This is a genomic window from Pseudomonas sp. H3_E04 (assembly GCF_054668915.1).
The window spans coordinates 4,912,426-4,933,331 of sequence record NZ_CP162797.1 but is presented as its reverse complement, the minus strand read 5'-3'; the positions used below and the strand labels follow the sequence as shown (position 1 = coordinate 4,933,331).

The window sequence follows — 20,906 nt, the reverse complement described above, 5'->3', positions numbered from 1 at the left end:
TCGTCAGGCAAATTAGCATCGAGTCCGCGCAGGGCACAGTTCATGGCTTCTGGAGAAACTGTAGGACACGTCGCTGCGTTTTGTCCGTTACTGCCCGCAGACTCGGATCCGCAGGGGATCGAGTCCATCGCAGGAAGCGGCCTGCTCGCGAACAGGCGTCACCCCGCGCTCGAGATCTCTTTCGGCAGACGCTGATCAATGACCCGATACAACGCACTGCCCGGCGGCCAGTTGCGCATGAACCGCGCGCGATCCCGGGCGTAGGCCGGGGCAAAGCTGCTGACAGAGCCGTGCTGGCACATCGAGTCGAGATCGATCAACGCCCAGCGATCCGTTTGCCAGAACAGGTTGTGGCCCTTGAAATCGCCATGACTGATGCGCTCGGCGATCAACCGGGCAAACAGTTGGTCCAGTGCCTGCAACTCGGCTTCCGGTGCCTCGCCATTCGCCACGTAAGGCGTGAAGCGCTCGATGATGTCCGGCCCGGGCAGGTACTCGGTGATCAGATAGGCGCTGCGACGCAGCCACAAAAAACGCTTTTCCAACACCGCCAGCGGTTTCGGCGTGGCGATCCCGAGGAAGGCCAGACGATTGCCTTCGCGCCACGAATGCCAGGCCCGACTCGGGCGCCAGAAGCGCTTGAGCCAGTGGGCGAAGCCCTTGATGTTGTAGCGCTTGATTACCAGCGTGCGCCCTGCGGCCTGAACCCGGCCGACACTCGCGGCACCGCCGGTCTTGTACAGATGCCCTTGGTCAAGCAAGGCGTCGGCCTGTTCGAGCACCGGCAGCATGGCGGCTTCTTCTTCGCGCCGAACGGCGCGCAAGGCGAATGCGCCGCGCTGAACAGCAAACAAGGTGCAGTCGCGGCCGACCTTGATCAGATAATCCCTGAGTCGCCAGCTACGGACCTTGTCGATCTGCTTCTGCAAGGCCTCCAGAGGCAGCGCATGCTCGCTATTGCTCAACAGGTAATACACCAGCAATTCTTCGGTGAATGGCTCGAGTGACTTGGGCAACTGGGCGAAAAACACGCCGAGATTTTCCAGCACTTTCTGCCGGGACAATGGCTGCCCAGCCGTTTCCGCACGCACCCCGGCACCATCGATCAGATACAGCTGGCCGCCGTGACGCAGCAGATTGTCCAGGTGCAAGTCTTCCTGCCAGAGCCCTTTGCCGTGCAGCCTGCCAATGGCGTCGAGCGCTGCGGCCAGCACGGCAGTCTGCTCATCGGCCAACGCTGGCAGCGACTCGACTCTCGCCCAGGCATCACCAAGGCTTTCGGCATCTTCGAGAAATTCAAAGAGCAGCCAGCCGCCCTCGCCCTCTTCCAGCCCGTCAACCAACAGCAGCGGCGTGGTCAGGCCCTGCGCAGCGAGTAGCCGCACGCCATCCAGCTCACGCTGAAAATGCCGGGCAGCCTTGCTGCCGACCAACAACTTGGCCAGCACCGGCCGACCGCGCCAGACCCCGGCGCCGACGTAGCGCTGCCCAGGCAGCACACGCAGCAGGCTCAGCAACTGCAAATCCGCAGCCCCGGCTGCATCCGCCAGAGTCACAGTCAGCGGCAACGAGGGTGAGCGCCCGGATCGGGCCAGTTCGGACAAGCGCATCAGCGGGTCTCCTTGTGGCTGCGCCGTGCCGTTAGCCGATCGAGCCAGCGGTCGAGCAGCGAACTGTCAGTCGGCTGATCAAGATAGGCCGCGAGCAACTGGCGCAAGTCCGCCTCGCTCCACTGCGGCGAGCGGCGCTGCAACGGCTCCAGATCCTTGACCCGATCACGCGCGCCGAACAGCAACGGCCGGGTCTTCTCCAGATCAATCAGTTGCGCCTCGAAACCGTCGCCGGTGGCGCGCAAAAAAATGTGTTTGGGATAAAAACAGCCATGCACCTGACGCATGCCGTGCAGACGCCGCGCCAGCAATCCGCAAGCCTTGAGAATCGCCGAATGTTGCGCGGCACTGAGTTGAGCCCAGCATTCAAGCAACGAATCCAGATCGCTCCAGCCGTCCAGTGCGCGGGTCAGCAAAATCGCGCGCACTTCCCCATCAACCTTGCGCTCACCAAAAAACGCGGCCTGCAATGCCGGGATGCCAAGTTTGCGATAGCGGCTGATATTGCGAAATTCCCGGGCAAAGCTCGGCTCGCCGAGCGGTGCATGCAAGGTGCGGGTCAGATAGTTGCTCTGGCGCTTGAGGTAATAGCCCTGGCCTTCCAGGTTCAGACGAAACACGCTGCTCCAGCCGCCGCCAGAAGTGTTGGGCTCATCCACTGCTTCCAGCTGTTTGGCCCACAGCGCGTCGAAAGTACCGAGACCGTGGCGTTCCAGCAGCGCACGGTCCTGCTCGGCAATGAAATCAGTCATTCACGTCCCTCAAAAAATCTCACCACGTGCCGAATCCGTTTCTTGTCGGCGACATCGAGCCGATCGCACTGGCGGTATTGCTTATAGAAACGCAGGCGCTGGGTATTGGACAGGTGATATTTGGCCAGCTTGTCGAGACAGGCCAGGTCCTTGGTGATCCGGTACTTCAGCCAGAAGCCGCGCCAGAACTCGCCGTTAGGGCAATCGATGAGAAAGATACGCGCCTGATCGTCAATCAACAGATTGCGCCATTTCAGGTCGTTATGGGTAAAGCGGTGATCATGCATTGTCCGGGTATAACCGGCCAACTGCCGGCTGACACCGTCGATCCAGGCGCGATCCTTGAGTTTGGGATCCTTGCGCTCGGCCAGCGCCGACAGGTCTTCGGTGTTGGGCAATTCGCGGGTGATCATTGCACCACGGTCGTAAGCCGCGCCGCGCCGCTCCAGTCCCCAGGCGACCACCTCGGCGGTAGGGATGCCCCACTTGGCGAAGCGCTTGAGGTTCTGCCACTCCATTTTCACCCGCGGCTTGCCGAGGTAGCGGCGCAGGCCCTTACCGGCGCCGACGTAGCGCTTGACGTAATAGTTGACGCCGTCGCGCTGCACGCGAATTACCTCAGAGAGCGGGTCGCGGGTCAGGCGTTCGCCCTGCAAGGCAAATACGGCTTCGAGGCTGCCGAAATCTTCGGCGAGGCTGCTGTACTGCGGTTCAAGTGTCCAACCCGCCATCAGAGCGCATCCCCGTAACGCTGTTTACGTTCGTAGAGCTTGTCGGCCTTGCCTTGCAGCCAGCTCAGCAGCGGCGCCTCTTCTGTCAGAATCTGCCGCAGCGGTTGCTGGAAATAGCCCTTGAGGAAACGCAGTTTGTCGCGGCGGGTCAGGCCGATGTCCAGCGCGGAGAAATACAGCGCCGCCAGATCCTTGTTGCGCCAGCGTTGAGTGATCTTTGCGCGGGTCTGGGCTCGGTGCAGATCGATTACCGAGAGTTTGAAATCCTGCGGCGTGACCGGTTTGTCGGTGTGCAGCAGGAAGTGGCAAATGTAGCAGTCACGGTGATTGACCCCGGCGCGGTGCATCATGCCGGTCATCCGCGCGACCTCGGCAATCAGCGCGCGCTTGAGTGCTGGCTCCGGTGGCTGCCTGACCCAGTCAATGCTGAAGTCTTCGAGGCTGATGGTCGGCGCCAGCTCTTCGGTGACAATGAAAGAATGCTGATCCGCGGGATTGCTGCCCTTCTCACCATAGGCGACGGCAGTCATGGTCGGCACGCCGACTTCTTGCAGGCGCTGGATGGCTTTCCACTCTTGCCCGGCGCCGAGCACCGGCAGCTTGGCGGTCAGCAGGTTCTTGAAGATTTCGCCCCAGCCGATGCCACGGTGGATCTTGACGAAAAAGCCATGCCCGTCGACTTCCGTACGCAATGTCCGGCGCGCTTCCAGCTCGCGGTATACCTCGCCCTGCAAGCCTTCGACTGCGGCGAACGGGTCGCGTCCGGCCCAAAGGCTTTTGAACGGTTCAGCCAGCATCAACTTCATTAAGCGTGCTCCGCCAGAATCACATCCGCCGCGTGCTGCGGCATGCTGTAGAGGTCGGCCGTCTCGGCGAAGGCCAGACCGTTGCGGCTCCAGGCCGCACGTGCAGCGTCGTTGCTCAACATCTCGGTCAGGTATTGCGTCAGCTGCGCCTGCTCGAACGGCTCGTCCAGCACTCGCCCGGCATCGGCCTCGGCAATGTAATGGGCGTAACCGCAGACCGCGCTGACCAACACCGGCAAACCGGCCACCAGCGCTTCAAGCAGCACGGTGCCGGTGTTTTCGTTGTAGGCCGGGTGGATCAACAGATCGGCACCGAGCAGGAAACGCGGTATGTCGCTGCGCCCTTTGAGAAAGGTCACATTGTCGCCCAGGCCCAGTGTCGCACTCTGCATCTGGAACAATTTGGGGTCATCCTGGCCGATTACAAACAGCCGGGTGCGTTTGCGCAATTCGGCGGGCAACCCGGCTAGCGCTTTGAGGCTGCGATCGACACCCTTGGTCTTGAAGCCGGAGCCGATCTGCACCAGCAGCAGTTCGTCGTCCTTGAGATTGAATTCAGCGCGGAAACCGGCGCGGATCTCATCGGCATTCGCCGGACGCCGACGATCCTGGGCAATGCCCGGCGGCAGCAGGTGGAAACGCTCAAGCGGCGTGTCGTAGTACTTGATGAACAGTGGCTGCTGCACTTCGGAAATCATCAGCACTTCGGTCTTCGCGTCCTTGGCGAACACCGCACGCTCGTACTCGGCGAAATGGCGATAGCGGCCCCAGCGGCGATACAGCGAGTTGCGCAGGTTCTGCGCCTTGTCTTCGAAGCAGCCATCAGCCGCGTAGTACACGTCCAGGCCCGGCATCTTGTTGAAACCGATCAGGCGATCGACCGGACGTTTGGCCAGATCCGCTGCCATCCACGCGCTGAGTTTCTCGTTGCGACGGTGATTGAAGAACGCCTTGACCGGCGCCACCAGCACTTCGAAACCCGGCGGCACGTCGCCTTCCCAGATCAGCGTGTAGACGCGAATCCGATGGCCGCGCTTCTGGCATTCGAGGGCGATGCGCATGAAATCGCGCTGCAAGCCGCCGAACGGGAAATATTTGTACAGGACGAATGCCAATTGCATCAGCGCAGCTCCTCAGCCATTAACAACGTGCTCAGTCGGCTCGCGACACGCTCGGGGTTCACACGCGTGAAGCACAAAGGCTGCTCGCGTTTCAGGTCAAACTGACGGGCATCCTGCTCGGTCGGTTGATAGGTACATTTTTTCTGCATGCAGGGCGCGCACGGGAAGTCGCTGGCCAGATGAATCTGCAACTTGCCGTAGGCGCCGGTGAGGCCCGGATTGGTCGGGCCGAACAGCGAGATGGTCGGCACGTCCAGCGCAGCGGCGAGATGGCCGAGTCCGGTATCCACCGCCACGCAAGCCTGCGCGCCGGCGAGAACTTTGCCAACGCCAGCCAGATTGAGTTTCGGCAGCACTTCGGCGTGTTTGAAGCCGGCCGCGATGCGTTCGGCGCGGGCCTTTTCCTGTGGGTTGCCCCACGGCAACTTCACGCCAACACCCAGGTAGCCGACCCGCTCGGTCAGCTCGCGCCAGTAGATTTCCGGCCAGTGCTTGGTGTCCCAGGTGGTGCCGTGGAGGAATACCACGTAGGCGTTCTTGCGCGGCAACTCGACCAGTCGCTCGACGTTGAGGCCGTAATCGCCAAGGCCTTTGGGCAGGTCGTAACCCAGGGCGATGGCGAATAACTGTCGTACGCGCTCGACGGCGTGTTGACCACGAGCGACGGCGAGTTTGCGATCGTAGAAGCGTGCAGCCATCGGCTCGCGAGCCGAGGTTTTATCGAGGCCGGCCACCGGGGCTTTGACGTAGCGAGTCAGCCAGGCACTTTTCAGCAGGCCTTGAGCGTCGATCACCAGATCGTATTTATTGGCGCGCACACTTTGCTTGAAGCGTTTCCACTCGCCGCTGGTGATGGTTTTCCACAGACTCTTGCGCCAGCGGCGGACCGCGACCGGAATCACTTTATCGACCGCCGGGTGCCAGCTCGGAATCTCGGCGAAACCCTCTTCCACCACCCAGTCGAACTTGATGCCCGGGATCGCGCGCGCAGCGTCGGTCAGCGCCGGCAACGCGTGAATCACGTCGCCCAGCGATGAAGTCTTGATCAGCAGTACCCGCAAGTTAATGAACCTCGACCACGGAGCCCTGCAACTTCTGCAAGGCATCGTTGACCGCGTCCGGCATCAACTGGCGCAGGCAGTTGTAATGGCCGAACCGGCAAGTACGATCGAAACACGGACTGCATTCGATGCCCAGACGCACGATCTCGACCTGCTCGGCCAGCGGCGGGGTGAAGCCCGGCGAGGTCGAGCCGTACACAGCGACCAGCGGACGATTCAGCGCCGCAGCGACATGCATCAGGCCGGAATCGTTGGACACCACGGAATCGGCACAGGACAGCAGGTCGATGGCCTCGGCCAGCGAGGTACCGCCGCTGAGGTTGACCGATTCTTCGCGCAGGCCCGGGATCAGCCGGGCGCGAATGTCCTCGCCGACCGCGTGATCGTTTTTCGAGCCGAACAGCCACACCTGCCAGCCTTCGCGAATGCGCGCTTCGGCGACCTTGGCGTAGTGCTCGGACGGCCAGCGCTTGGATTCGCCAAACTCGGCGCCGGGGCACAGGGCCAGGACCGGGCGGTCGAGGGGCAAACCGAATTTGGCCAGTGCCGCTTCGCGGGTGACCGGGTCGATTTGCAGACTCGGGCGCGGGTACGGCTTCGGCAATTCAGCGTTCGCTTCATAGGCCAACGCCATGAAGCGCTCGATCATCAGCGGATAGCGTTCTTTGTCGAGGGTGCGCACGTCGTTGAGCAGACCGTAGCGGAATTCGCCGCGCCAGCCGGTGCGCTTGGGGATGCCGGCGAAAAACGGCACCAGTGCCGATTTCAGCGAATTGGGCAACAGGATCGCCTGATCGTACTGGCCGCGCAGGGACTTGCCGATGCGCCGGCGCGTCGCCAGTTCCAGCGCGCCATGGCCGAGCGGGAAGCTCAAGGCCTTGCGCACTTCGGGCATGCGCTCGAGGATCGGCCGGCTCCATTCGGGCGCCAGCACGTCGATTGTGCATTGCGGGTGGCGCTGTTTGAGACACTGAAACAGTGTCTGCGCCATCACCATGTCACCGACCCAACTGGGCCCAACGATCAGAATATTCATGTGGTTTCCAAAAACGAACCGGGGAGGCATTTACGCCTCCCCGCCTCGATAATTCTACAAACACTGTAGATCTACTGTGGGAGCGGGCTTGCCCGCGATGAGGTCTTCACATTCAACATTGTTGTCGTCTGATACTCCGCTATCGCTGGCAAGCCAGCTCCCACAGGGTTTTGCATCTGTTTCAACATCTGCATTTCAGCGCAGATCACTGTGGGAGCGAGCCTGCTCGCGAATGGGCCAGTACATTCAAAACAAATGCCGACTGACACTCCACCTTCGCGAGCAGGCTCGCTCCCACCTGTTGAATCTCACTGCCTTCATTGGCGCCTTTCAGCTTAGCCCCAACTCCTTCCAGATCCGCAACACCTGTTGCCGCTCTTCGACAAACTGATCCCCGGTTATCACGCCTGCGTCTTTCTGCAAGGCCTGCCGGTGGGCGGCGGAGCGGTAGGCCTTGTAGGCCTCGCGCAACAGACTGGCATCTTCGGCGGGCATCAGCCCTTCGTGCTCCAGCTCTTCCAGAATGCGGATGTTATCGGTCCAGCGCAGCAGTGGCGGATGGCTGTGCGACCACGCCAGGGCCGCGTATTGCACCATAAATTCAATATCGACGATACCTCCGGCGTCCTGCTTGAGGTCAAACGGCACGCCCGCGTCGAACGCATTCGCCGCCGTGCCGGCTGCAGTGCTGCGAGTGCCGAGGTTGTCGCGCATCTTCGTGCGCATCTCGCTGACTTCCTGTTGCAGTTTGGCCAGATCCCTCGGTTTGCCCAACACCTGCGCGCGGACTTTTTCGAAGGCCTGGCCAACATCCTGACTGCCCACCAGCACCCGCGCGCGCACCAGCGCCTGATGCTCCCACGTCCAGGCTTCATTTTCCTGATAGCGCGCGAATGCGCCGAGGGAACTCACCAGCAGCCCGGAAGCGCCGGAAGGACGCAGGCGCATATCCACTTCATACAGCTGGCCGGAGTTGGTCTGCGCCGTGAGCAGGTGAATGATCCGCTGCCCCAGGCGCGTGAAGAACTGCGCGCCATCGATGGATTTCGGCCCATCGGTTTCCGCCTGCGGATCGCCGTCATGGATGAACACCAGATCCAGGTCCGAACCATGCCCCAATTCGATACCACCGACTTTGCCATAACCGACAATGATGAAACCGGGATCGCACAGCGTGCCGTCGGTGCGCAGCGGCGTGCCGTACTTGGCCACAGTCTGCCGCCAGGCCAGGGCCAGCACTTGTTCGAGAATCGCCTCGGCCAGCCAGGTCAGATAATCGCTGACCTTCATCAGCGGCAGGCTGCCGGCGATTTCCGAAGCGGCGACACGCAAGCGGTGCGCCAGTTTGAAATGACGCAAGGCTTCCATTTGCTGCTCGAGGTCGTCCTCGGGAATGCGTGTCAGCCGCTCGCGCAACTCGGCCGCCAGTTCCGGCGCCAGCGGTGGCTTGAACAGCCGGCCTTCGTTGAGCAATTCGTCGAGCAGCAGCGGGAAACGCGTGATCTGCTCGGCAATCCACGGGCTCGCCGCACACAGGGTCAACAGGCGGCGCAGCGCACCGGGGTTTTCCGTGAGCAAAACCAGATACGCCGAGCGCCGCGCCACCGCTTCCACCAGCGGCAGCACGCGCTCGAGCACCAGATCAGGATTGTCATGCTCCACCGCCTGCGCGAGCAGTCGCGGAATAAATGCATCGAGACGCTCGCGCCCCAGCCGTTGCATCGCGCGCAATTGCGGACTGCCGCGCAAACCGGCCAGCGCCTTCAGCGCTTTGCCGGCATCGACGAAACCGCCCTCCTGCAACTGCCGGCACGCGGCCTCTTCGTCCTGTTCTTCCTCCCACAGCGGCAGCCATTCACCGCCAACCACCACTTCGCTTTCGCTGCCCTCATCCTCGTCGGGATCGGCGATCACCTGGGCGAAATGCCAGGCCACGCGCCCGCGCCAGTACATCAACTGTTCATGGAAGGCCGGCCAATCGGAGTAGCCAAGCATGAAAGCGATGCGCGCCTGATCCTGGGCGCTGTCCGGCAGCATTTGCGTCTGACGGTCGGCAATCGCCTGGATAGCATGTTCGGTGTAACGCAGAAACTCGTACCCTTCGCGCAACTCGCTGACCACCGCCGGCGGCAGATAGCCCTGCCCTTCCAGCGTGCTCAGCACCTTTAATAGAGGACGCTGTTGAAGGCTCAGGTCGCGGCCACCGTGGATCAACTGAAAGGCCTGAGCGATGAACTCGACCTCGCGGATGCCGCCGGAGCCGAGCTTGATGTTGTCGGCCATGCCCTTGCGCCGCACTTCCTGCTGGATCAGCTGCTTCATGGTGCGCAGTGCTTCGATCGCCGAAAAATCCAGGTAACGGCGGTAGACGAACGGCCGCAGCATGTCGAGCAACTGCGCGCCGGCGACCTGATCGCCAGCCACTTCTCGCGCCTTGATCATCGCGTAGCGTTCCCAGTCGCGGCCCTGATCCTGGTAATACTGCTCCAGCGCGTTGAAGCTGAGCACCAGCGCACCGGACGATCCGTATGGGCGCAGGCGCATGTCAACGCGGAAAACGAAGCCGTCGACGGTCATCGGGTCGAGTGCCTTGATCAGACGCTGGCCGAGGCGAATGAAGAACTCCTGATTGTCCAGCGAGCGTTTCACGCCGACGGTTTCGCCGCCTTCGGGGTAGGCGAAGATCAGATCGATGTCGGAAGACAGATTCAGCTCGACCGCACCGAGCTTGCCCATGCCGAGGATGACCATCTGCTGCGGCTCACCGCTGCGCCGACCGGTCGGCGTGCCGAACTGCTCGCAATGACGGCTGTACAGCCATTGATAAGCCTGATCGATGGTCGCGTCAGCCATGTCCGAGAGGTCGCGGCAGGTCTGCACCAGATCGGCCTGGCGGGTCAGATCGCGCCAGATGATCCGCACCTGATGGCGTGCGCGCTGGCGGCGCAGGGCACGGCCAAGTTCGTCTTCGCTCTGCGCGCTGTTCGCGGCGGCGGCGATCTGTGCGCACAGTTCGCCGGGCGCAAACGCCCGGTCAAGTTCGCCGGATGCCACCAGCGCCAGCAACATCAAAGGGTCACGAATGCTCTGTTCAATGACAAATTCGCTGGCGGCAGTGACGCGGGCGAATTGCGCCCAGCGCTCCGGCGTCCAGCTCGACAGGCCGTGATCGTCCTCGAGGGCGGCGACGGACGTACGGAACGACTGCTCGGATCGGCTGACCAACGGCAGGAGAATGGCGGGCAGTTCGGCAAGCACGGGCAGGGTCATGGTCTATCCTTGATCGGCGTATAAAGGGCCGCTTGTAGTGAATGATGAAAACCCGCTACGTGAAGGACTGTCGAACAAAAGTTAGAAATAGCTGAAATTTCTTCTTCTTTGGCATCCAGCATCAAACTTTCACCTTATTCGGATGGAAATCGACCCGCCTTAACGATTATTCTCACAACGCAGTCGGAGGCCACAAGCCTTTCATCTGTAGTTTTACTACTCGTCTATACATTCGAAAGGCTGAAATGCCGGAAGATTTGTAGTAAAACTACACGCCGCCGGAACAACCTGTCGGCAATCCAAGAATTTTAAATCGTCTGCCCACAAGGCCAGTCGCAAACTCAGGCAACCGATTCTGGAAGCCTTTCCGCCCTGGAGCAAGCCATGCAAGACCTCGATCCCGTCGAAACCCAGGAATGGCTGGACGCCCTGGAATCGGTTCTCGACAAAGAAGGCGAAGACCGTGCTCACTATCTGATGACCCGTATGGGCGAACTCGCGACCCGCAGCGGCTCGCAGCTCCCTTACGCGATCACCACGCCTTACCGCAACACGATCCCCGTTACCCACGAAGCACGCATGCCTGGCGACCTGTTCATGGAACGCCGCATTCGCTCGCTGGTACGCTGGAACGCGATGGCCATGGTAATGCGCACGAACCTGCGAGATTCGGACCTGGGTGGTCACATCTCCAGCTTCGCTTCCAGTGCGACCCTGTATGACATCGGCTTCAACTATTTCTTCCAGGCCCCGACCGACGAACACGGCGGCGACCTGATCTACTTCCAGGGCCACACCTCGCCAGGCGTTTACGCCCGTGCATTCATGGAAGGCCGCATCACCGAAGACCAGATGAACAACTTCCGTCAGGAAGTCGATGGTCAAGGCCTGTCTTCCTATCCGCACCCTTGGCTGATGCCTGACTTCTGGCAGTTCCCGACCGTATCGATGGGTCTGGGTCCGATCCAGGCGATCTACCAGGCGCGCTTCATGAAGTACCTGGAGCATCGCGGTTTCATCCAGCCGGGCAAACAGAAAGTCTGGTGCTTCCTGGGCGACGGCGAGTGCGACGAGCCGGAATCCCTGGGCGCGATCTCCCTGGCCGGCCGCGAGAAGCTGGACAACCTGATCTTCGTCATCAACTGCAACCTGCAGCGCCTCGACGGCCCGGTTCGCGGCAACGGCAAGATCATCCAGGAACTCGAAGGCGTGTTCCGTGGTGCTCAGTGGAACGTGACCAAAGTCATCTGGGGCCGTTTCTGGGACCCGCTGCTGGCCAAGGATGTCGACGGCATCCTGCAACGCCGCATGGACGAAGTCATCGACGGCGAGTACCAGAACTACAAAGCCAAAGACGGCGCGTTCGTTCGCGAGCACTTCTTCAACACGCCTGAACTCAAGGCAATGGTTGCCGATCTGTCCGACGACGAGATCTGGAAACTCAACCGTGGCGGCCACGACCCGTACAAGGTCTACGCGGCGTACCACGAAGCGGTCAACCACAAGGAACAACCGACCGTCATCCTCGCCAAGACCATCAAGGGTTATGGCACCGGTGCCGGCGAAGCGAAAAACACTGCGCACAACACCAAGAAAGTCGATGTCGACAGCCTGAAGTTGTTCCGCGACCGCTTCGACATCCCGGTGAAGGACGAAGAGCTGGAGAACCTGCCGTTCTTCAAGCCAGAGCCAAACAGCGCCGAAGGCCGCTACCTGGCCGAGCGTCGTGCCGCACTGGGCGGTTTCGTGCCACAGCGCCGCGCGCAGAGCTTCAGCGTACCGACTCCGGATCTGGACACCCTCAAAGCCATCCTCGATGGCTCGGGCGACCGTGAAATTTCTACCACCATGGCTTTCGTGCGGATCCTCGCGCAACTGGTCAAGGACAAGGAAATCGGCCCGCGCATCGTCCCGATCATCCCGGACGAAGCCCGTACCTTCGGTATGGAAGGCATGTTCCGTCAGCTGGGTATCTACTCCTCCGTCGGCCAGCTCTACGAGCCAGTCGATAAAGACCAGGTGATGTTCTACAAGGAAGACCAGAAAGGTCAGATCCTTGAAGAAGGCATCAACGAAGCAGGCGCCATGAGCTCGTTCATCGCTGCCGGTACTTCGTACTCCAGCCACAACCAGCCGATGCTGCCGTTCTACATCTTCTACTCGATGTTCGGCTTCCAGCGTATCGGCGACCTGGCCTGGGCCGCTGGCGACAGCCGTACCCGTGGCTTCCTGATCGGCGGCACCGCCGGCCGTACCACCCTGAACGGTGAAGGCCTGCAGCACGAAGACGGTCACAGCCACCTGCTGGCCGCGACTATCCCGAACTGCCGCACCTACGATCCGACCTACGGCTACGAGCTGGCGGTGATCATTCAGGACGGCATGAAGAAGATGACCGAAGAGCAACAGGACATCTTCTACTACATCACCGTGATGAACGAGTCGTACCAGCAGCCAGCCATGCCGGCCGGTGCCGAAGAAGGCATCAAGAAAGGCATGTACCTGCTCGAGGAAGACACTCGCGATGCGGCGCACCACGTTCAGCTGATGGGCTCCGGCACCATCCTGCGGGAAGTGCGTGAAGCGGCGAAGATCCTGCGTGAAGAGTTCAACATCGGCGCTGACGTGTGGAGCGTTACCAGCTTCAACGAACTGCGTCGCGACGGCCTCGCTGTAGAACGCAGCAACCGTCTCAAGCCTGGCCAGAAGCCGAAGCTGAGCTACGTCGAAGAGTGCCTGAACGGCCGCAAAGGTCCGGTCATTGCTTCTACCGACTACATGAAGCTGTTCGCCGAGCAGATCCGTCAGTGGGTACCGTCCAAGGAATTCAAGGTCCTGGGCACCGACGGTTTCGGCCGCAGCGACAGCCGCAAGAAACTGCGTCATTTCTTCGAAGTCGACCGTCATTTCGTGGTGTTGGCAGCCCTGGAAGCACTGGCTGACCGTGGTGATATCGAACCTAAAGTGGTGGCTGAAGCCATCACCAAGTTCGGCATCGACCCGGAAAAACGCAACCCACTGGACTGCTGAGGAGACATTTTGTGAGCGAACTCATTCGCGTACCTGACATCGGCAGCGGTGAAGGTGAAGTAATTGAACTGTTTGTGAAGGTCGGCGACCGCATCGAAGCCGACCAGAGCATCCTGACCCTGGAATCGGACAAGGCCAGCATGGAAGTGCCGGCCCCGAAAGCCGGCGTCATCAAAAGTCTGAAAGTGAAGCTGGGCGACCGTCTGAAAGAAGGCGACGAACTGCTCGAGCTGGAAGTCGAGGGCGCTGCTGAAGCGGCCCCTGCGCCGGCCGCTGCTCCTGCGAAAGCCGAAGAGAAACCGGCTGCCGCCCCTGCTGCTGCCGCGCCTGCCGCTGCCCCTGCTGCCGCTTCGGTTCAGCAAGTGCACGTGCCGGACATCGGTTCGTCGGGCAAGGCACAGATCATCGAAATCCAGGTCAAGGTCGGCGATAGCGTCGAAGCCGATCAATCGCTGATCACCCTGGAATCCGACAAGGCGAGCATGGAAATCCCGTCGCCTGCCGCTGGCGTGGTCAAGGCCATCAGCGTCAAGCTCAACGACGAAGTCGGCACTGGCGACCTGATTCTGGATCTGGAAGTGGCGGGTGCTGCGGCCCCGGCTGCCGCCGCTCCGGCTCAGGCTGCTGCGCCTGCTGCTGCCGCTGCGCCAGCCCCGGCTGCTGCTCCGGCTGCACCGGCCGCTGACAGCGTTCAGGACATCCATGTCCCGGACATCGGTTCGGCCGGCAAGGCGAAGATCATCGAAGTACTGGTCAAGGCCGGCGATACCGTCGAAGCCGATCAGTCGCTGATCACTCTGGAATCCGACAAGGCCAGCATGGAAATTCCATCGCCTGCCGCCGGCGTGGTCGAAAGCGTTTCGATCAAGCTGGATGACGAAGTCGGCACCGGCGACCTGATTCTCAAGCTCAAAGTCAAAGGCGCGACACCTGCTGCTGCCCCGGCTCCGGCTGCTGCACCAAGCGCGCCGGCACCTGCTGCTGCTGCTCCAGCCGCCGCTGCACCTGCTGCCGCTCCAGCCGCAGCGCCGGCTGCTACACCAGCGAAACCGGGCGCCAAAGTTCACGCCGGCCCTGCCGTGCGTCAACTGGCTCGTGAGTTCGGCGTCGAGCTGAGCGCCGTTGGCGCCAGCGGTCCGCACGGTCGCATCCTCAAGGAAGACGTGCAGGTTTACGTCAAGGCGATGATGCAGAAGGCCAAGGAAGCACCGGCCGCTGCTGGCGGCGCTACCGGTGGCGCGGGCATCCCGCCGATCCCGGTGGTCGATTTCAGCCGTTTCGGCGAAATCGAAGAAGTGCCAATGACCCGCCTGATGCAGGTCGGCGCTGCCAACCTGCACCGCAGCTGGCTGAACGTGCCACACGTAACGCAATTCGACTCGGCGGACATCACCGAGCTGGAGGCCTTCCGCGTTGCACAGAAAGCCGTGGCCGAGAAGGCTGGCGTCAAGTTGACCATCCTGCCGCTGCTGCTCAAGACCTGCGCGCATTTGCTCAAGGAGCTGCCGGACTTCAACAGTTCGCTGGCGCCAAGCGGCAAGGCAATTATCCGCAAGAAGTATGTGAACATCGGCTTCGCCGTCGACACTCCGGATGGCCTGCTGGTGCCGGTCATCAAGAACGTCGACCAGAAGAGCCTGCTGCAACTCGCTGCCGAAGCGGCTTCGCTGGCTGAAAAAGCCCGCACCAAGAAGCTGTCCTCGGACGAGATGCAAGGTGCCTGCTTCACCATTTCCAGCCTCGGCCACATTGGCGGCACCGGCTTCACGCCGATCGTCAACGCGCCGGAAGTGGCGATCCTCGGTGTGTCCAAGGCAACCATCCAGCCAGTCTGGGACGGCAAAGCGTTCCAGCCGAAGCTGATGTTGCCATTGTCGCTGTCCTACGATCACCGCGTGATCAACGGCGCGGCAGCCGCACGCTTTACCCAGCGTCTGGGCAGCCTGTTGGGCGACATCCGCACCATCCTGCTGTAACCCAAAAGGCCCTCCGGCAACGGAGGGCCTTTTGCTGCACCCTTTCGAGCGCCACACGCTCGTACCTCAACCCCGTCAATTGACGGGGCTTTTTTTTGCCTGAAATAAACTGGGCCGCGCCCCTTTCCTACAACCCGTGCTGACATCGGCCACAGGCCTGGTCAACTTAACGCCAATATTTTCCGCCGCCGGCCAACTAACCTCTGCTCAGGAAAGTTGCATCAACGCGCCCCGCTTATTTAATTCTTGTTTATTCAAATCTCGAACGGAATCGATCATGTTCAAACCGACTATCGGCCCCATTGTGGGGCACACCACAACTAACGAAGTACGCATTTTCATTCGCGGCGAACAACAGGACAAAAAACGTGTATTCGCCGGAGTTCGCGCTCGTAAAGCCGGCGCGGAAAAATGGTCCAACAGCGTATTTGCACTTTTGAATCCGGCCAATGACATGTCGGGTGTACTGGTATTGCAGGATCTCGAAGCCGATTGTAAATACGAATACCAGGCCGGTTGCTTAAGCCCGATGAATCCGGTGCATACCATCGACACGGTGGTCGAGTTTCCATTGCAATGGCCGCGTCAGCTCTACCGCTTTCGCACCCGAACTGCGCATGGTAACCAGCCCCGAGGCTTCATCGTCGGTTCGTGCCGTTATCTGCGGATCACCGCAGGCATTGTTTCCCTGCCGCAACTGGGCGATCGGATCTTTGGCTCGATCAGTCAACTGATCGAAAACAGTCAGGTACCGGTCAGTGCGGTAATCATGACCGGCGATCAAGTTTATGTAGACGACTTGAATATCATTGCACCGGACCGCGAAGCCAAAGACATTCTGAAGAAGTATCGAACAGCATTCTCGCAACCGAATATTCAAAAACTGATGTCCAATACATCGACTTATATGATGCTGGACGATCATGAGATCGAAGATAACTGGCCCGCCAATGCCAAAGCTGCGGACAAGGACTTATATCGCAACGCCATGGCGGCTTATGAACTTTATCAAGCCAGCCACAGCCCGGTTTATGCATGTAATGAGGAGGGCCAGATAGACCGGGATACCTTGAAGCATTACTGGTATCAGTTTGGCGACAGCGATATCGCCTGGTTCGTTACCGACAGTCGCACCCGGCGCAACCTGTCGAAGGATGACCGCCGCATTCTCGACATCGAGCAGGAACAGGCGCTGCTGGAATGGCTGCTCCACACCCCGGCACGGGTGAAGTTCGTGGTGACCAGTGTGATGTTCTATCCCGATCGCAAACTCAATGGCGACGACGCCTGGAAGGCGTTCCCCGAACAGCGCCTGCGTCTGCTCGAAACCATTCGCACCCATCGGATCAAAAACGTCGTGTTCGTCTCCGGCGACGTCCATGGCTCGCTGACCAGTCGCTTGACTCACAGCGCAGATGCCGATTTCGAAGTGCATACCATCGTGTCGTCACCGCTGCACAACAGCAAACTGTTGCCGTATGCCAAAGCCTCGACATTCATCCTCGATCAACCGTTGGCGCGAACTGCGGCCGGGGATTATCGGCACGAGCTGACCAGTGCCGTGGTGAGTCAGGACAATTTTGCTCATGTGGTCGTGGAGGCAGATCAGATATTGGTCAATTACCATGACCGCGATGGCAGGAAGCTGCAGTCGATCAGTATGAAGTTGCGCTGAAACACCCGAGGATCGCAGCCTTCGGCAGCTCCTACACCAGGCGCATTACCCTGTCGGGGCGGCGTGAAGCTGCGATCTTTTGCTCATTTCAGTCATGCACTGGAGAAATGTTCACTGCAGCCGACATATTCTTATAGCACTTGGCCTTCATCTCTCTTGTCAGTCGGTGCCGCAATGATGCAACCTTGCCGCAGCCAACAGACAAGAGGGCGAGAGCCCGGCGCATTCAGCATATTTCCAAGCGAGTTCCCTTCATGAAGAGCCAACCCGATGCCGCCAGCCGTATGGCGGCCGAGGTAGTGACGCAGTTGCCTGTGCCCTCGCGGCTCGGCATGCTGCGTTTCGAGCGCTTGAATGAAGCCAGTTGGGCGATGCTGTTTCTCGATCCCAACTGCGAGCGCCAGTTCGGCCAGCCGGCCGTCGAGCTCTGCGCTCTGGTCGGCTCGCCCTACGCCAGCCTGATGGAGCCCGAAGCGCGCTATCAATTGCACGACGCGATCCAGCAGCAGTTGAGCAAAGGCGCGCATTACGTGGTGCGCTACACCCTGCACACCGCCGCCGGCGCGTTGAACATCCTCGAGCTCGGCGAAGCCTACAAACAGCACAACCGGCATTTGCTGCGCGGCTACCTGCTGGCGGTCGACGAGGTGTTCGACGAAACCCAGGCGCTGCCATCGGTCGACCTGGAAACCCAGAACTCGCGCCTGCAAATCGCCCTTGAGCTGAACCAGCGTGCCCAGCAGGAACAACTGCAGCATCTGGAACGCGTGCGCGCCCAGCAGGATCTGATTCTGCTGCTCGCACGCCAGCGCTACAGCACGCACAACTCGCTGCAGGAAGCCGCCGAGCTGATCACCCGCTGCGCCTGCGACATCTACGAGATCGACTGCGCCAGCCTGTGGAACCTCGAAGGCCAGCGCTTGCTGCCGATCTCCGCCTATCATCGTGCGACCCAGGAATACCTGCTGCCGGAGCCGATCGATATCAGCGGCTTCCCCGATTACATGGAAGCGCTGCACAGCAGCCGCGCCATCGATGCGCACAATGCCATGCACGACCCGCGCACCCGCGAGATGGCCGAGGCGATGCGTCCGCGTGACGTTAACGCCATGCTCGACGCCAGCATTCGCGTCGACGGGCAAGTGGTCGGCGTGTTGTGTCTGGAACAGACCGGCGTGACCCGCGCCTGGCAGTCCGACGAAATCGCCTTTGCCGGTGAACTGGCCGACCAGTTCGCGCAAGTGATCAACAACCACAACCGTCGCACCGCCACCAGCGCCCTGCACCTGTTTCAGCGCGCGGTCGAGCAAAGCGCCAACGCCTTTTTGCTGGTCAACTGCGACGGTGTGGTCGAGTACGTCAACCCGAGCTTCACCGCGATCACTCAATACACCACCGAGGAAGTCCACGGTCAGCGCCTGTCGGAATTGCCAGCGCTGGAAAACCTCAGCGAGCTGCTATTCGACGCGCCCTCGGCGCTGGCCCAGAGCAACAGCTGGCAGGGTGAATTCAAGAGCCGCCGGAAAAACCTCGAACCCTACTGGGGGCAGTTGTCGATTTCCAAGGTCTATGGCGACAACCGTGAGCTGACGCATTACATCGGCATCTACGAAGACATCACCCAGACCAAACTGGCGCAGCAACGTATCGAGCGCCTGGCCTATACCGACAACCTGACCAACCTCGGCAATCGTCCGGCATTCATCCGCAATCTCGATGAGCGTTTTGCCCGTGACAGCGATGCGCCGATCAGTCTGTTGCTGGTCGACATCGACAACTTCAAGCGGATCAACGACAGCCTCGGCCACCAGACCGGCGACAAACTGTTGATCAGCCTCGCCCGGCGCCTGCGCAACAGCCTCAGCCCGAGTGGCAGCCTGGCACGTTTTGCCAGTAACGAATTCGCCGTGTTGCTCGACGACACCGATCTTGAAGCCGGGCAGCAGATTGCCAGTCAGTTGCTGATGACCCTCGACAAGCCGATGTTCGTCGACAACCAACTGATCAGCGTCACCGGCTCCGTGGGCCTGGCCTGCGCGCCGCTGCACGGGCGCGACCCGCAGACTCTGATGCGCAACGCCGGCCTGGCGCTGCACAAGGCCAAGGCCAACGGCAAACACCAGTTGCAGGTGTTCACCGAAGCGCTGAACGCCGAAGCCAGCTACAAACTGTTTGTCGAGAACAACCTGCGCCGCGCCCTCACGCAGAACGAACTGGACGTGTTCTACCAGCCGAAACTGTGCCTGCGCAGTGGACGCCTGCTGGGTATGGAAGCGCTGTTGCGCTGGAACCACCCGGAGCGCGGCATGATCCGCCCAGACCAGTTCATCAGCGTCGCCGAAGAGACCGGCCTGATCATTCCGATCGGCAAGTGGATTGCCCGACAGGCGTGCCGCATGAGCAAGTCCCTGACCGCCGCCGGCCTGGGCAATCTGCAAGTGGCAATCAATCTGTCGCCGAAACAGTTCTCCGATCCGGATCTGGTCGCCTCGATCGCCAACATCCTCACGGAAGAAGCGCTGCCGGCCAATCTGCTCGAACTGGAGCTGACCGAAGGCCTATTGCTGGAAGCCACCGAAGACACGCATTTGCAGCTCGACCAGCTCAAGCGCCTCGGCCTGACCCTGGCCATGGATGACTTCGGCACCGGTTATTCATCGCTGAGCTATCTGAAGAAATTCCCGATCGACATCATCAAGATCGATCGCAGCTTCATCCATGAAATTCCGGACAACCAGGACGACATGGAAATCACCTCTGCGGTCATCGCCATGGCCCACAACCTCAAACTCAAGGTCGTCGCCGAAGGCATCGAAACCGCCGAGCAACTGGCGTTCCTGCGCCGGCATCGTTGCGACGTCGGCCAGGGTTATCTGTTCGACCGACCGATTCCGGGCGATGAGCTGATCAAAGCGCTCAAGCGCTACCCGCGCGGCCCGCTCTGTCTCTAAAGCCTGCCGCTATGAAGATCCCTTGTGGGAGCGAGCCTGCTCGCGAAGGCGATAAGACCGTCGACATCTTCGTCGTCTGACACCCCGCTTTCGCGAGCAGGCTCGCTCCCACAGTTTTGATAGTGCGAATTCCGGCATCATTCGGCACACTGGCGGTCTGACTTTTTACCTCCAACCTGACTGAGAGGAACGCTCATGGTTCTGCGCTCGGAAATTCTGGTGAACAAAAACGTGCTTCCAACCAAAGAACAAGCCCTGCCCGGCCGCGAAACCCCGATGACCCTGCCGGAAAAACACTTCGTCTTCGAAGACACCCCGCTGCTCGGTCCATTCTTTCAGGACGTCGACTTCGCGATTTTCGGTCTGGGTTGTTTCTGGGGCGCGGAACGACGCTTCTGGCAGCGCGAAGGCGTGGTCAGCACAGTCGTCGGTTACGCCGGCGGTTTCACCCCGAACCCCACGTATGAAGAAGTCTGCTCGGGCCTGACCGGCCACGCCGAAGTGGTATTGGTGGTGTATGACAAGGCCCAACTCAGTTACGAAGAACTGCTGGCGATGTTCTGGGAACTGCACAACCCGACTCAGGGCATGCGTCAGGGCAACGACATCGGCACCCAGTACCGCTCGGTGATCTACGCGACCACCCCGGAGCAACTGGATGCGGCACTGAAGAGCAAAGACGTGTATCAGGCTGAACTGGCCAAGGCCGGTCTGGGTGAAATCAGCACCGAGATCGACCAAGCGTCAACCGTGTACTTTGCCGAGGCGTATCACCAGCAGTATCTGGCGAAGAACCCTGAAGGTTACTGCGGGATTGGCGGCACCGGCGTGTGCATGCCAGCGAGCCTGGCGGGTAACTGACCCTTTAAAGCAAAAGATCGCAGCCT

General features: G+C 60.7%; 14 protein-coding genes. 5 read left to right on the top strand and 9 right to left on the bottom strand.

The window, feature by feature from the left end; translation table 11 throughout:
* Nucleotides 1–158: 158 nt before the first annotated feature.
* The 9 genes from AB4N53_RS22220 to AB4N53_RS22180 all read right to left on the bottom strand — a co-directional run bounded on the left by AB4N53_RS22220 (nt 159) and on the right by AB4N53_RS22180 (nt 10,509).
* On the bottom strand, nt 159–1,610 hold the full coding sequence (locus AB4N53_RS22220; RefSeq protein ID WP_460123298.1) for a lipopolysaccharide kinase InaA family protein: 1,452 nt from the start codon (nt 1,608–1,610) through the stop codon (nt 159–161).
* The gene (locus tag AB4N53_RS22215; RefSeq protein ID WP_460123295.1) at nt 1,610–2,362 is read right to left on the bottom strand and encodes a lipopolysaccharide kinase InaA family protein; all 753 of its coding nucleotides are present in this window, start codon (nt 2,360–2,362) and stop codon (nt 1,610–1,612) included. Before AB4N53_RS22215 ends, AB4N53_RS22220 begins: the two co-directional genes overlap by 1 nt.
* A complete protein-coding gene (locus tag AB4N53_RS22210) occupies nt 2,359–3,093 on the bottom strand; it encodes a lipopolysaccharide kinase InaA family protein (RefSeq protein WP_460123293.1) in 735 nt (244 codons plus the stop codon). Before AB4N53_RS22210 ends, AB4N53_RS22215 begins: the two co-directional genes overlap by 4 nt.
* On the bottom strand, nt 3,093–3,899 hold the full coding sequence (gene rfaP / locus AB4N53_RS22205; protein ID WP_460123291.1) for a lipopolysaccharide core heptose(I) kinase RfaP: 807 nt from the start codon (nt 3,897–3,899) through the stop codon (nt 3,093–3,095). The genes AB4N53_RS22210 and rfaP overlap by 1 nt, the downstream gene beginning before the upstream one ends.
* Nucleotides 3,899–5,020, bottom strand: coding sequence for a glycosyltransferase family 4 protein (locus tag AB4N53_RS22200; RefSeq protein WP_460123289.1), 1,122 nt, complete (start codon nt 5,018–5,020; stop codon nt 3,899–3,901). The genes rfaP and AB4N53_RS22200 overlap by 1 nt, the downstream gene beginning before the upstream one ends.
* Nucleotides 5,020–6,081: a lipopolysaccharide heptosyltransferase I gene (gene waaC / locus AB4N53_RS22195; protein ID WP_460123287.1), complete on the bottom strand. Its 1,062-nt coding sequence runs from the start codon at nt 6,079–6,081 to the stop codon at nt 5,020–5,022. The genes AB4N53_RS22200 and waaC overlap by 1 nt, the downstream gene beginning before the upstream one ends.
* Before the next feature lies 1 nt (nt 6,082).
* The gene (gene waaF / locus AB4N53_RS22190; protein ID WP_460123284.1) at nt 6,083–7,117 is read right to left on the bottom strand and encodes a lipopolysaccharide heptosyltransferase II; all 1,035 of its coding nucleotides are present in this window, start codon (nt 7,115–7,117) and stop codon (nt 6,083–6,085) included.
* 330 nt (nt 7,118–7,447) lie between these two features.
* Nucleotides 7,448–10,387 carry a bifunctional [glutamate--ammonia ligase]-adenylyl-L-tyrosine phosphorylase/[glutamate--ammonia-ligase] adenylyltransferase gene (glnE, locus tag AB4N53_RS22185; RefSeq protein ID WP_460123281.1) on the bottom strand — a complete coding sequence of 980 codons (2,940 nt, stop codon included), beginning with the start codon at nt 10,385–10,387 and terminating at the stop codon, nt 7,448–7,450.
* Nucleotides 10,384–10,509 (bottom strand): hypothetical protein, encoded by a 126-nt coding sequence (locus tag AB4N53_RS22180; protein WP_301291621.1) that lies wholly within the window; start codon nt 10,507–10,509, stop codon nt 10,384–10,386. The genes glnE and AB4N53_RS22180 overlap by 4 nt, the downstream gene beginning before the upstream one ends.
* Before the next feature lie 262 nt (nt 10,510–10,771).
* Here AB4N53_RS22180 and aceE point away from each other — a divergent pair, with 262 nt between their 5' ends.
* The 5 genes from aceE to msrA all read left to right on the top strand — a co-directional run bounded on the left by aceE (nt 10,772) and on the right by msrA (nt 20,880).
* Nucleotides 10,772–13,417, top strand: a complete 2,646-nt coding sequence (gene aceE / locus AB4N53_RS22175) for a pyruvate dehydrogenase (acetyl-transferring), homodimeric type (RefSeq protein WP_460123278.1) — start codon at nt 10,772–10,774, stop codon at nt 13,415–13,417.
* Between the two features lie 11 nt (nt 13,418–13,428).
* A complete protein-coding gene (gene aceF, locus AB4N53_RS22170; RefSeq protein WP_460123275.1) occupies nt 13,429–15,393 on the top strand; it encodes a dihydrolipoyllysine-residue acetyltransferase in 1,965 nt (654 codons plus the stop codon).
* 277 nt (nt 15,394–15,670) lie between these two features.
* Nucleotides 15,671–17,068: an alkaline phosphatase D family protein gene (locus tag AB4N53_RS22165; RefSeq protein ID WP_460125230.1), complete on the top strand. Its 1,398-nt coding sequence runs from the start codon at nt 15,671–15,673 to the stop codon at nt 17,066–17,068.
* Between the two features lie 254 nt (nt 17,069–17,322).
* Entirely contained in the window at nt 17,323–20,019 is a 2,697-nt protein-coding gene (locus AB4N53_RS22160; protein WP_460123272.1) for a putative bifunctional diguanylate cyclase/phosphodiesterase, read from the top strand.
* A gap of 195 nt (nt 20,020–20,214) precedes the next feature.
* Nucleotides 20,215–20,880 carry a peptide-methionine (S)-S-oxide reductase MsrA gene (msrA, locus tag AB4N53_RS22155; RefSeq protein ID WP_460123269.1) on the top strand — a complete coding sequence of 222 codons (666 nt, stop codon included), beginning with the start codon at nt 20,215–20,217 and terminating at the stop codon, nt 20,878–20,880.
* The last annotated feature ends 26 nt before the right edge of the window (nt 20,881–20,906 follow it).

Excerpts from the sequence above, each read along its gene's own strand:
- AB4N53_RS22220 (WP_460123298.1), bottom strand. The coding sequence starts at position 1,610 with ATGCGCTTGTCCGAACTGGCCCGATCCGGGCGCTCACCCTCGTTGCCG.
- AB4N53_RS22200 (WP_460123289.1), bottom strand. The coding sequence starts at position 5,020 with ATGCAATTGGCATTCGTCCTGTACAAATATTTCCCGTTCGGCGGCTTG.
- AB4N53_RS22215 (WP_460123295.1), bottom strand. The coding sequence starts at position 2,362 with ATGACTGATTTCATTGCCGAGCAGGACCGTGCGCTGCTGGAACGCCAC.
- waaF (WP_460123284.1), bottom strand. The coding sequence starts at position 7,117 with ATGAATATTCTGATCGTTGGGCCCAGTTGGGTCGGTGACATGGTGATG.
- glnE (WP_460123281.1), bottom strand. The coding sequence starts at position 10,387 with ATGACCCTGCCCGTGCTTGCCGAACTGCCCGCCATTCTCCTGCCGTTG.
- aceE (WP_460123278.1), top strand. The coding sequence starts at position 10,772 with ATGCAAGACCTCGATCCCGTCGAAACCCAGGAATGGCTGGACGCCCTG.
- AB4N53_RS22160 (WP_460123272.1), top strand. The coding sequence starts at position 17,323 with ATGAAGAGCCAACCCGATGCCGCCAGCCGTATGGCGGCCGAGGTAGTG.
- rfaP (WP_460123291.1), bottom strand. The coding sequence starts at position 3,899 with ATGAAGTTGATGCTGGCTGAACCGTTCAAAAGCCTTTGGGCCGGACGC.
- AB4N53_RS22180 (WP_301291621.1), bottom strand. The coding sequence starts at position 10,509 with ATGCTGGATGCCAAAGAAGAAGAAATTTCAGCTATTTCTAACTTTTGT.
- AB4N53_RS22165 (WP_460125230.1), top strand. The coding sequence starts at position 15,671 with ATGTTCAAACCGACTATCGGCCCCATTGTGGGGCACACCACAACTAAC.
- AB4N53_RS22210 (WP_460123293.1), bottom strand. The coding sequence starts at position 3,093 with ATGGCGGGTTGGACACTTGAACCGCAGTACAGCAGCCTCGCCGAAGAT.
- msrA (WP_460123269.1), top strand. The coding sequence starts at position 20,215 with ATGGTTCTGCGCTCGGAAATTCTGGTGAACAAAAACGTGCTTCCAACC.